The sequence below is a fragment of the Thermoflexus sp. genome, assembly GCF_042408365.1.
Taxonomy (GTDB): Bacteria; Chloroflexota; Anaerolineae; order Thermoflexales; family Thermoflexaceae; genus Thermoflexus.
The window spans coordinates 1-12061 of record NZ_JBHOQJ010000080.1 but is presented as its reverse complement, the minus strand read 5'-3'; the positions used below and the strand labels follow the sequence as shown (position 1 = coordinate 12061).

Here is a 12061-nt window from a genome sequence, read left to right as displayed (position 1 = left end):
GAGACTCTCGGCTTGAGGAACGGTCTCCTCCAGGAGCAGCTGGAGGAGAAAACTCGCGTCAAGACAGACCGGTAAGCTGGGCATCCCGCTCCTCCCGAAGTTGTCGAAGGACTTCCTCTGGCGGAGTTAAAGGCTTGCCACTGCGCCAGGCCCGAAGGTAGGCCCGGAACTCACGAATTTGGTTCAGGACCTCCTGCCAGTGGGGGCGGGCCTGAGCCTCCGCCAATTGGCGGTAGGCCTCCACAGAGAGGATGACCACATAAGGCCGACCGTCACGTTCCACTAGGATCGGTTCGTGGGTTTCTACGGCCCAACGCATCAATTCGCCCAAACGAATGCGAGCCTGGGTAGCGCTCACCACACGAGGCATGGCCATTCCTTTCAATTAATTAATTGCTTGATTAAATTGTATGCGATGGCAAAGGAATGTCAAGAAAAGACCAACCGACCTCAAGGCATGACCTCGGACGGGGTATGATAGAGAAACGCCTGTTGAGAGCTTTTGAGGACCAGCAGCAGCTGCATTGGAGGGAGGTCATCCAGCTAGCTTCAACCTGCTGGAGAGCGGTTAGAGCGGATCGCCTGGAGCGAACCTCTCTTGGAAGGTCGGGCCCGATCAGAGGCCTATATGGCCGGCGTGTTCAAGCGAGCCTTGAACTACTTGGAGGCGACCCCCATCCAAATCGGGTGTAGCCCACTTAGTCCACGGGGAGCCGCAGCGCGGCGATGACCACGGTGGCACCAGGCTTTCGGATCTCGTTCAACCCGCTCGCTCAGCTGGCCATGATCCCCCGGCGGGCCGCTCCTTTACCGGGGAACCGCTGACCGCCTTCGGGTGTGCTCCCATCCACCCACAGGTCCTCAGCGTGAGGGCCTCCGGGGCAGTGTGAACGACACGGGATCGTTCACACTGCCCCGGAGGTTTCCGCTTCATGCGGCCACGGAAGCCGGCTGAACCGGCGCCATCACGGCGCGACGAAGGATCGGCCGGAACTTATAACCGTAAGCGATCACCCCGCGTTCTCCCTGTCGATGCAGGACACGGGTGACCATCTCCACGGGCATCCCGATGTAGACTTCCTCCGGCTCTACGTCTGTCAGCATCGCTGAGACCAGGGGGCCCTCCTCCAGCTTAATGAGCGCCACAATGTAGGGAGCCTGCTCCTCATACCCGGCCGGTGGCTCGTAGACCACGGTGTAAGAATACACCTCCCCACGGCCGGAGAGCGGATAGGGTGTGCGCGCCGGCCGCTGGCACTCCGGACAGATATCCCGAGGTGGGAACAGGCGGGCCCCACACCCTTCGCACAGTTCCCCCTCCAGACGATAACGTTGTGATCGCCCACGCCATGCACGTGCTGGATGCATAAGCTGCCTCCTCTAATCAGAGATGGGATTCGGATTGGCAAGCCCTTGGGCTGAGTGTCGCGTATGGCTTTACACCATCGCTTCCAGGATATGCGTGATCACCGTGGCCCCGGTCCCCCCAATGTTCTGGGTCATCCCCAGGCGGGCATGCGGCACTTGGTTCGGCCCCGCCTGTCCGCGCAGTTGCAGGACCGCCTCCACCACTTGGTAAATCCCGGTTGCGCCGACCGGATGTCCGCGCGCCTTCAAGCCCCCCATCGTCGTGATGGGGAGCCGGCCATCCAGGAAGATCGCCCCCTCTTGGGCCATCGCCACCCCACGTCCCCGCGGCGCGAAGCCGCTGGCCTCTAAGGAGAGGGCGGTCATGATCGTGAACGCATCGTGCGGCTCAAAGAAGTCGATGTCTTCAGGACGAACTCCCGCTTGTTGAAAAGCCCGATAGGCCGAGAGGGCCACCGCCTCCAACCAGAGCGGGTCCCGCCGGTCATGCAAGGCGACCGTGTCGGTCGCCACCGCCGAGGCCCGGATCCGCACCGGATGCTCTTGGAACGCCCGGGCTTGCTCTGCTGGGCACAGGATCACCGCCGCCGCCCCATCGCAAACCGGCGACGCGTCCAGCAGGGTGATCGGATCGGCGATCACCCGGGCCGAGGCGAAGGCCTCCGCCGTGATCGGGAAGCGCAACATCGCGTAGGGATTGTGGACCGCATTGCGATGGGCGTTGATGGAGAACGGCGCGAAGTCCTCCCGCCGGTAACCGTATTCGTGCATGTAACGGCGCATCAACAGGGCGTTGAGGGCCGTGAAGGTCATCCCGTGGGCGGCCTCGTATTCGGCGTCCGCTGCCGTGGCCAGGGCCGCCGTGATGCCCTCCCCGGAGGTATCCGTCATCTTCTCCACCCCTACCACCGCCACGAGGTCAGCCAAGCCGCCGGCGACCATGGCGTAGCCGATGCGCAGCGCGGCAGCGCCGGAGGCACATGCGGCTTCCACCTTGACAGCCTCCACCCCGTGCATCCCCGCGAAATCGGCCACTAGCGCTCCCACGTGCTCCTGAGCCTCCACCTGGCCGGAGAGCATATTCCCCACATATAGGGCATCCACGCGTTCCACCCCTGCATCCTGCAGAGCGGCCTCCAACGCCTCCAGCGCCAGCTCCCGCAGCCCCTTGTCCCAATGCTCCCCCACCGGGGTCTGCCCGACGCCGATGATGGCAACTTCCCGCATCCTCCCTCCTTTCACTCGGTGTCCAGAACGATCTTCTTCCGGTAACGAGCGTATGTGGCGTAATCGATGACCCGCCGTCGGGCGATGTAATCCTGGGTCCGGGGCGCCCGATCCCGGCGCTCCTCAATGGCCTCAGTTACTACAAAGGAGAACGCATCGGATCCGGCGCCGGATCCGAAGGAGACGGCCAAGATGCGAGCCCCCGGCCGGGCTTCATCCAAGATGGCCGTCAGTCCAATCAGACAGGATCCTGCATACGTATTGCCGATCTCGTTCACCAGCAATCCAGCGCGGATCTGCTCCGGCCGGAATCCCAACATCTCCGCCACCTTCTGGGGGAATTTCACATTCGGTTGATGAAAAACCGCGTACGCATAATCCTCCGGCCGAGTTCCCAGGGCCTCCATCAACCGCCGCGCCGCCTCGACGATATGGTGGAAATAAGCTGGTTCTCCGGTGAAACGGCCCCCGTGCTCCGGGTAAAGGGCATGAGCCCGACGCCAAAAGTCCGGTGTATCGGTGACATAAGAAAGGGAGCCTTCCAGGACGGCGAGGCTTTCCTCCGCCGGGCCGATGATGAAGGCGGCTCCTCCTGCCCCGGCGGTGTATTCCAGCGCATCCCCCGGCCGCCCCTGGGCCGTATCCATCCCGATCGCCATCGCATAATCTGCCATCCCGGAGCCCACCAAGCCGATGGCCGCCTGCATGGCCTCCGTGCCGGCCTTGCAGGCGAACTCCCAATCCCCCGCCTGGACCAATGGGGTCGCGCCGATGGCCTCGGCGACGATTGTGGAACTGGGCTTCACCGCATAGGGGTGGGATTCACTGCCCACCCACACGGCCCGCAGGCGGTTGGGAGCGATCCCCGCCCGGGCGAGGGCGTTCCGAGCCGCTTCGATGGACATCGTCACCACATCTTCATCCGGCCCTGGGACTGCCTTCTCCTTCACGGGCGGCGGCTCCGCCCCGCCGGTCCATAGGCGTGAGATCTCTATCCCCGGCAGGCGATAGCGGGGGACGTAGGCCCCATAACCCACAATCCCCACCGGCCGGGCCGGTTTCATGAGCGAATGGCCGTTCTCACGCATTGAGACCCTCCCTAAGCGGGTCGTAACCCATGAATGTGGTGTGACCTCTCGTGCACTCCCAGCGGGTAGGCCGGATGCGGAAGGCATCCAGCTCATCCCACATATTGCCCGCCATACGCGCTCCGCATCCCAGAAGGGATGCTGAAGCTGAATCCTCAGCCTCCCCAACCCAACGCTCGGCGAAGTTGATGAAGGTGAGCCACGTGATCGCGCTCATGCCAGGCCGCGCGCCGAAGCACCTTCCGAGGAGACCAGAATTCTCCATCTACACCAACCACCAGCGACTGGCCCACCCAATCGCGGAGGGCCCGTTCCAACGCGCCTCGCACCTGGCTTAGGTGAGCCCAGACGTCCGTCGGGGGATCTTTCACCTCGCGCCCCAAACGGCTAAGATACCAGTTCTCACCCCGAGCCACATGACGCAACACCCCACGCATCGACCACCGCTGGCCCGGTAGCACCGTGTCTAAAACGGGGTCCGGCAGGCCCTCCACCGCCGCCTGAAGATCCGCTCGGGAGGCTGCGAGGACCTGAAGGCCCAATTCAACGTCCTCTTCGGTGAGCGGCCGCCAGTCATCCAGAAACCAAGCGTTGACCTCATAAGGGCCGCCTCGCTCGAAGCGCTCGTTGATCGTGTAGACATCGAAGATCTCGACCACCCGGAAATCCTCGGGAACCCCGAGTCCGGCGGCGGGGATCCCATGGGCGCCCAACCAGGCGAAGTATTCCCGGATCGCCTCCGGGACTCGGGCGAGGGCATCCCGCTCGGTGTGCCCAACGGCGAAGCATCCAGGGTAATCCAGGATCCAGGCAATATGTCGACCTTCGGCGCCCCGTTCCAGACCCACGCGATAGGACATATTTTGCTCCCCATCGCTTATAAGGGCAGCTCCTCGGGCCTTTGCGGGCGAAGTTCCTGGAGCAGCTCCCGGGCACGAGCCAAGCGGATATTTCGCTCCGCGACGAGCCGCTCCGCGATCCGATCGACCTCCTCGCCCACCGCCCCGGCCGCCATGGCGATCTGGCGGGCGTGCAGCGCCATATGCCCCCGCTGGATCCCTTCCGTGGCCAGGGCCCGTAGGGCGGCCAGGTTCTGCGCCAGTCCGACGGCGGCCATGATCTCCGCCAGCTCCCGGGCCGAGGAAACCCCTAGGATCTTCAACGCCACCCGGGCCAACGGATGGGCCTGGGTCGTCCCTCCGACGGTCCCCACCGCGAGCGGCAGCTCGATCCGCCCGCACAGGGCCCCGTGCTCATCCCGCCACCACCGGGTCAGCGGCCGGTAGCGGCCGTCCCGAGCGGCATAGGCATGGGCCCCCGCCTCAATCGCCCGCCAGTCGTTGCCGGTGGCCAGGGCCACCGCATCGATCCCGTTCATAATCCCCTTGTTATGCGTCGCCGCCCGATAGGGATCGACCTCCGCCAGCGCCTGAGCCTCTAAGATCCCCTGGATCACCACATCGCCTGGGAACTCCGAGGTTTCCAGGGCCTCCGGGGGGATCCGGACTTCCGCCCAAGCCCGCCGACGGTCCGCCAGGTTGGAGAGGATGCGCAGAACCGCCCGGCCGCCCGTGATCTTGGCGATCAGGGGAGCCACCGCCTCGCAGACCGTGTTCACCGCGTTGGCCCCCATCGCATCCCGGACATCGTAGAAGATATAAACAACCAGCATCGGCCCAACGGGGGTCTCTGGGAACGGGACCGCTTCCAACCCTCGGAACCCGCCGCCCCGGGCGACGATGGAAGGCGTGGCCGCTTCGGCAACGCTCCGGATCGTCTCCACCTGCTCCTCCACCGCCCGGGCCGCCGCCTGGAGATCCGGGAGGTCCACCACTTGGATCTGCCCCCGCATGACGGGTTCGTCGCTGCCCGCGGAGAACCCTCCGCCCGCCCGGGCCAACCGGGCCGCGTGGGACAGCGCCGCCACCACCGAGGGCTCTTCAATCACCATTGGGATCAGGACCTCCCGGCCGTTCACCAGGAAGTTCACAGCCACCGCGAAGGGCAAAGCAAACCGGCCGATCACGTTTTCAACCAAATGATCGGCTTCCTCTAACGTTAATCCCCCCGTGGATAACAACATGACCTCCGCGGGGGTCAGGCCAACCTGTTCGGCCACCCACCGGGCCCGCTCCTCAAGCGGGAGGCGATAGAAGCCGGGATAACGGGACGTGAAGGCAGACATGACATCCCAGATCTTAAGGGAGGCGGGCTATCAAAATCTCTCAGGATCCGTCGTCCTTTTGTTAGAAAGTGGGGAAGGGGACGGGTTTGTTCCTTCATAAGTTTTGGGGATCACGGTGGCGCGATAGGATCCAAGCCCTGGGCGCGAGAGAAGCGGGGCATAGCCCCCTTCCCCGCAACCCTCTGGGCTCCAACGGGCATCAAACATCGTGGGAGCTGAGCCAGACATTGGAATGTGCTGCCATGGCTCCAAAATCTTCTGAGTTACGCCGTTCGCGCCTCACGAGCGGAGAGGAAGAGTCCACTCCCCTTCCCTAAGGCCGTGGAAACGGGCGCTAATGAAGTTTAAAAAATTAACTTATCCATCGAGGAACCCTACAACGTAGTAATTATTTAGGGCCATGGCCAGCCCCAGAAGACAGGGGCTATTTCGACATGCAGAGGGGGGCCGTTCCGGAGAGTGAACGCAGGCCAGAACGCGGTCCGGTAAGGGTGCGTGGGATCCATGGGCGTCGGCCAAAGGTCCTCTTCGTCCCCGCCCACTGCCACCTCCCCCTGGATGGGCCATCCCAAGACTCGCAGGGTGGCCGCGTGCGCCTTTCCCCACTCCCAGATCGTGTGCAGATCTCCGTAACGCCGCCCGATCCAGCGCAACGCCCGTCGGTAGGCTGGCTGCAGGATCCGCTCGGGGTGATTCCCAAGCGTTTCTCCGTGAGTCAAGAGGGCTGTTAGCACCACTTCCGCAGGCCGCCGGGTGAGAAGGCGCTCCACCCCCTTCGCTCCCAACGTCTCTTGAAGCGCGCCGCGAATCACTTCCTCCCGCCACACCGCATAGACCAGGGCGGAAGGGCTCCTGCCCTCCAGATAACCATCCCATCGACCCAACATCCCATGCACGCGTCGCTGCAGCCAATCCTCTGGCCGCAGGGCCAAAAGCGCTTCACGGTGGCTGGCTCGAGCAGGGGCGCATAGCAGCCATGTGGACGCCGTATCCCATTCCCAAAAGGCGCGAAAGGCCTCGTCCTTCACGATCCCCCGGATCAGCTCCCCCAGCGGGTGGAGGGGGTCCCCCGGGGCCGGCGTGGGTTTCAACCAGCGCCCGCCGGATGAAGTGGCCCGCGCGGGAGCACCCGGGAGCCCAGGCCAGCGCACTCGCGCTTCCTCCCCAACCCATATCACGCGCCACGGAAGGGGAAGAACCGGAGCCGCCATCGCGTGAAGGCGGAACCCATCGCCCTCCCGACATCCTCGGAAGAGCCCCGCTTCGGGAGCCGCTCCGATGGTCGCCCAGGCGCGCCATGCGGCCTCGCGCATTGGGGCGTCGGGCACTCGCGCCGCTGCGTTCCAGAAGGGATCCTCCAGGGCTGTCCGAAGCGGCGCGGGGAGAGGCTGGAGTGAGGCGGAGATCTCGGCCTCCATCCAGCCGGGGTGAGCCAGCGCCAGGCCCACGGCAACCGCCACGCTATCCGAAGGACGCCATGGCCCGGGAAGGGGATCCGGCTGAGGGAGACGACGGACCAGGAAAGGGCCCATCCGCCAGGCCGTGTTCACACCGTCCGCATACGCTTGCAATCGGGCTCTGGTTTCTTCGTCCAGTTGCCCCCACACCTGATGAACGCGAGCAGGGAGATCCACGGCCTGTACCCACGCATCGGCCATCGCGGCCTCTGGCCCGATCAATGCTTCGAGCTTGCCATATGCAGCGGCCCTTCGGAAGATCAACAGCGGCGCGGCGTCCAGCCCATCCAGCACCCCTTCCGCAAAGGCCTCGTCCCGAGGGGAAACAGCTTCGATCCGCCATTGCGCTGGGCCCACTCGATGCAAAACAACTGGGCCATCCGGCCCATGAAAGGTGAGAGAGGCTGGCGGGGCCATCCGAGTCCAGCCCCAGAGCGCCAGCCCGCCGAGGAGCAACCCGATCAGGAGCAGCGAGAGCAGCGTTCTGGATCGGAAGCGTTGACTCATGCACTCACCCCAGACGCTTTGGACGGCAAGGGGCTTGGGCTCCCCATCCCAGAGCTGAGGCTTATGGGCCTTGGGGGCAGGGACGGCCTTCGACGGTCGCCACTCCCCAAGGTTTTCTCTCCTTCCCCCCAGCTCTTTGGACAGTGGGGAGAAGGAGGAAGGGTGGAGAGGGCGGACGGCCTCTCCACTCCATATCCTCAAAACGAGAGTGGAGGAAGCACTACGAATGAAGCCTTGCTCATCATAAAGGACTTAAGCGCCCATCACAAGCGTCAGGCTAAGAAGGGGCCCCCATCCACCGAACGGCGCGTGAAAGGTCTCCACCGCCATTGGATGCCAAAGAAAGCTGGAGTCCTGAGACTGGTGTTCACAATAAGAAAACGGGCGCTTCAGCGCCCGTTTTTACATGTCTGACAAAGAACGGACCTCCATCCACCGAATCGCGTGCGAAAGGCCCTCCCCGCTATCCGACGCCGGACAGGAGCTCACGGGGCGCGGCCCAGCGTGATCGAAAGCGTGTGTTCCTCCCCATCCCGGAGCACTGTGAGGCGCACGGTATCTCCCGGACGATGGCTCCGGAGGTAGTTGGCGAGGGGATGGGCCTGATCGACCGGCTTGCCTTCGAAGGCAACAATCCGATCCCCCGAGCGTAGGCCGGCTTTCTCCGCCGGGCTGTTCGGGAGCACCTCAAGGATCCGGGCGCCATCGGCTTCGTAGGCCACCCGGATCCCCAACCACGGGGTCACGGCGGAGGGCGTGGGGGCGGGGCCCAGCGAGCCACGCCCGATCAGGTAGCCGACCAGGCCGCCGGCCGCCAGACCGGCACACCCACAGGCCAGGCCAATCCACACCAGCGCCGTGATCCACAGCCAGAGAGAGCGCCGATTTCCGTTCATGGCTCGCATCCCGTAAGAAGGGCTCAGGAAGATCCTTCAGCAGGTGCCCGTGAGAGCATACACGGGGCCGCCGCCGTGATTTGAGGTTATCGCTCCACCCGCTCGATGGCCGCGCCCAAGGCCTGCAGCTTCCGATCGAGGTCCTCGTACCCGCGATCGATCTGAGCGATGTTACGGATCACGCTGGTCCCCTCGGCGCAGAGGGCTGCGATCACCAGCGCCATCCCGGCCCGGATATCCGGGCTCTCCAGGCGCTCTCCATGCAGCGGCGAAGGGCCGTGGACCAGGCAGCGATGGGGATCGCAAAGGACGATACGGGCGCCCATGGCGATCAATTTGTCCACAAAGTAAAGACGGCTTTCAAACATCTTCTCGTGAAAGAGAACGGGACCCGTCGCCTGAGTGGCTACCACAATCGCGATGCTCATCAAATCCGCCGGGAACCCTGGCCAGGGAGCATCCTCGATCTTCGGGATATGCCCCCCGATATCCGGCACTACCTGGAGTGGTTGCTCCGGCGGCACATAAATGTCTTCCCCATGCACCTCGAAATGGATCCCCAGACGTCGGTAGACCAGCCGCACCATACGCAGGTGATGCGGAACCGCCCGACGGATCCAGATCCCATCCCCAACCAGGGCGGCCAGCCCGATGAAAGACCCCACCTCAATATGATCCGATTCGATCTCCCACTCCCCGCCGCCCAAGCGCTCCACGCCGTGGATCACCAAAGTGTTCGAGCCGATCCCCTCAATGGAGGCGCCGATCTGATTCAGGAAATGGCAGAGGGCCTGCACATGGGGCTCGGAGGCCGCATTGCGCAGGACGGTGGTGCCCCGGGCCAGGACGGCCGCCATCACGGCGTTCTCCGTCGCCGTCACGCTGGCCTCATCCAGCAAGATGTCCGCCCCACAGAGCCGGCTGGAGGCCTGGATCCGGAAGATCCGGTTGACGTCATATCGGGCGCCCAGGGCCTCGAAGGCCAGGAAGTGGGTGTCCAGCCGCCGACGGCCGATGACGTCTCCGCCCGGTGGGGGCATCTCCACATAGCCAAAGCGGGTGAGCAAAGGACCTGCCAGCAGGATGCTCGCCCGGATATCCCGACAGAGCTCAGGATTTAATGGGCGGGGGCGCACCCCGCGGGTATCAATACGCAGGGTGTGAGAATCCAGCTCCTCGATGGCGGCTCCGAGATCGCTCAGGAGTTGCAACATTGTGCGCACATCCCGAATGCGGGGCACATTGCGCAGGATCACAGGCTCGTCCGCGAGGAGCGTAGCAGCGATCATCGGAAGGGCAGCGTTTTTATTGCCGCCCGGCCGCACCTCCCCCCGAAGCTGTCGCCCCCCCTCGATCACAAAGCAGGCTTCGCGCGCCATTGTGTTCCTCGCCTCGAGATAGGTCTGAAGATCGATTTGTTGCTCAAATGAGGATTGAGGGCTCTCAGCCCTGCATCAAGCTCCTTAGGAGTTACACAGTTGGTGCTTCTTCCGCTTGTGTTTTGAGAATACGCGCCGGAGAGGGCGAATGGCCCCATCCCCCTTTATCCCCTGCCCCACGGCCTAAGGGGCTGTGGGGCAGGGGATAAGATAAATAAAAAGATATTTTTGGGAGCAGGACTCTTCCGCCTCCTCTCACAAGCTCCGAACGACGTAACTCCTACTCCAGAAGCTGCGCTGTGGCCTCCCATCACTCTAACGCGAGCAAGCGCACCCGCACCACCACCGGGTCTCCCCGACGTGCCTCCAAGGCCGCGGCGGCACACCCGTTCACCAGGCCGATCTCCAGGAAGCCTGAGCTCCCTGGGTAGGCGATCAGCTCCCCGGGGCGCCCTTCGGCGAAGGTATGGACGATCCCATGGAGCACCCGATCGCTGATCTCCACCCGCGCCTCCTTGGCCCGGAAAATGACGGGGAAGCGCCGGGCGAGCGGACCAAAGGCCGGTTGTAAGACCAGCGTGGCCCCCTGCCACTGGAGCCGCCCAATGCTGGTCACCAAGTTCCCGAACCGATCGGCGTGAAGGATCTCACCCAGAACGCGTTCCTCCTCCAGAATTAAACGGGGTGGCGACAGACGAACGGGATCCGACACAGGGGGGCCGAAAGCCGAAGGCGGAACTCCTCGGGCGAGATACGCGGCAGCGGGAGCGAAGACGTCTCGGCCATGAAACGTGTAACTGACTTGAGGCAATCGGTAGTCCGGATTCTCAATCGCATAACAACGAGCTTCTGGGTGGTTGTCCAGGATGAGACTGAACAGCCCGTTATCCGGCCCCACAAAGAGTGCCCGCTCCGTCTCAACGATCACCGCACGCCGCCCGCCCCCCACCCCTGGATCCACGACCGCGACATGGATCGTGCCCGACGGGAAGTAGGGCGCCGCCTCCGCTACCACGAAGGCCGCGCGCCGGATATCTTGCGGGGGGATGTGATGGCTCAGATCCACAAGCCGGACCTCAGGGGCGATGGAAAGGATCACCCCCTTCATCGTCCCCACATAGCCATCTTCATCGCCAAAGTCCGTGGTCAGGGTGATAATCCGCATTCCCCATCCCCCATTCCTTAGCTCCTTGGGAATCTGAAAGAGGGCTGCTGCCCTTCCATCATATCATGGCCGGAAAGCCTCGCAGTTCCCTCCCCCGAGGTGGACGTTACGTTACTCCGGATGCCCCATCCGCCACCCGACGGCGCGGTGCTTTGTCCATCAGCTATATAACTGAAGGCTTTTCGGAGGCCTTCGGCCCCGAAACATTCTGGGGAGGGGCCATCCACACCCTCCATCCCATATCTCTAAAGCGAAGTTTGACGAACCGCCAACACCCGTGTAGGCTTAAAAGCAGCCGGAAGGGGAGTAGCTGGCGGGTGTATCGCCCGATGATCGGGCCGTCAGCACGGGAAGGCGTGCGTTCTCCCGCGTCATCCCCGGCCCGATCAGCCCCTGGCCCAGCGAGACCTTCAGCTGATGTCGCGGCGCATCCTGATTGGATGCCTATGGGGCATCGGCCGAAGGTCTTTTTTTATTGACCTGGGTTACGGCATGGAAGCCGACTCTAACCCGAGAAGGCTTTCCGCCTTCCCTCCCCACAGCTCGGAGAGCGATGGGGAGTAAGAAAAAAGAAAAAGAGGACACTTGCGCCTCTTAATCATTCACGCGTTGTCAGGAGGTGGCCGATGTGGTTTTGGTGGGATCCGCTGTACTTCGTGTTTGCGCTGCCGGCGCTGGTGCTGGGCCTGTACGCCCAGGCGAAGGTCCAGGCGGCCTACCAGCGGTGGCTGCGGGCGCCGGCCCGGCTGACCGGGCTGGAGGCGGCGCGGCGGCTGCTCCAGACGGCGG

General features: G+C 63.8%; 10 protein-coding genes. All 10 read right to left on the bottom strand.

Annotation, left to right across the window (positions count from 1 at the left end):
- Positions 1 to 58: 58 nt before the first annotated feature.
- Positions 59 to 370 carry a type II toxin-antitoxin system Phd/YefM family antitoxin gene (locus ACFMO5_RS03445; protein ID WP_376791365.1) on the bottom strand — a complete coding sequence of 104 codons (312 nt, stop codon included), beginning with the start codon at positions 368 to 370 and terminating at the stop codon, positions 59 to 61.
- A gap of 560 nt (positions 371 to 930) precedes the next feature.
- Positions 931 to 1368 carry a Zn-ribbon domain-containing OB-fold protein gene (locus tag ACFMO5_RS03440; protein WP_376791364.1) on the bottom strand — a complete coding sequence of 146 codons (438 nt, stop codon included), beginning with the start codon at positions 1366 to 1368 and terminating at the stop codon, positions 931 to 933.
- Positions 1369 to 1437: 69 nt separating this feature from the next.
- Positions 1438 to 2595: a thiolase domain-containing protein gene (locus ACFMO5_RS03435; protein ID WP_376791363.1), complete on the bottom strand. Its 1158-nt coding sequence runs from the start codon at positions 2593 to 2595 to the stop codon at positions 1438 to 1440.
- Positions 2596 to 2606: 11 nt separating this feature from the next.
- On the bottom strand, positions 2607 to 3683 hold the full coding sequence (locus ACFMO5_RS03430) for a hydroxymethylglutaryl-CoA synthase (RefSeq protein ID WP_376791362.1): 1077 nt from the start codon (positions 3681 to 3683) through the stop codon (positions 2607 to 2609).
- Between the two features lie 155 nt (positions 3684 to 3838).
- The gene (locus tag ACFMO5_RS03425; RefSeq protein WP_376791361.1) at positions 3839 to 4543 is read right to left on the bottom strand and encodes a DinB family protein; all 705 of its coding nucleotides are present in this window, start codon (positions 4541 to 4543) and stop codon (positions 3839 to 3841) included.
- Positions 4544 to 4560: 17 nt separating this feature from the next.
- The gene (locus ACFMO5_RS03420) at positions 4561 to 5868 is read right to left on the bottom strand and encodes a hydroxymethylglutaryl-CoA reductase, degradative (RefSeq protein ID WP_376791360.1); all 1308 of its coding nucleotides are present in this window, start codon (positions 5866 to 5868) and stop codon (positions 4561 to 4563) included.
- 392 nt (positions 5869 to 6260) lie between these two features.
- A complete protein-coding gene (locus tag ACFMO5_RS03415) occupies positions 6261 to 7832 on the bottom strand; it encodes a penicillin acylase family protein (RefSeq protein WP_376791359.1) in 1572 nt (523 codons plus the stop codon).
- A 485-nt stretch (positions 7833 to 8317) separates the two neighbouring features.
- A complete protein-coding gene (locus tag ACFMO5_RS03410) occupies positions 8318 to 8728 on the bottom strand; it encodes a S1C family serine protease (protein ID WP_376791358.1) in 411 nt (136 codons plus the stop codon).
- Positions 8729 to 8814: 86 nt separating this feature from the next.
- The gene (gene murA / locus ACFMO5_RS03405) at positions 8815 to 10107 is read right to left on the bottom strand and encodes a UDP-N-acetylglucosamine 1-carboxyvinyltransferase (protein WP_376791357.1); all 1293 of its coding nucleotides are present in this window, start codon (positions 10105 to 10107) and stop codon (positions 8815 to 8817) included.
- Positions 10108 to 10417: 310 nt separating this feature from the next.
- Complete coding sequence (locus ACFMO5_RS03400; protein WP_376791356.1) at positions 10418 to 11272, bottom strand: S-adenosyl-l-methionine hydroxide adenosyltransferase family protein; 855 nt, start codon at positions 11270 to 11272, stop codon at positions 10418 to 10420.
- Positions 11273 to 12061 lie beyond the last annotated feature (789 nt).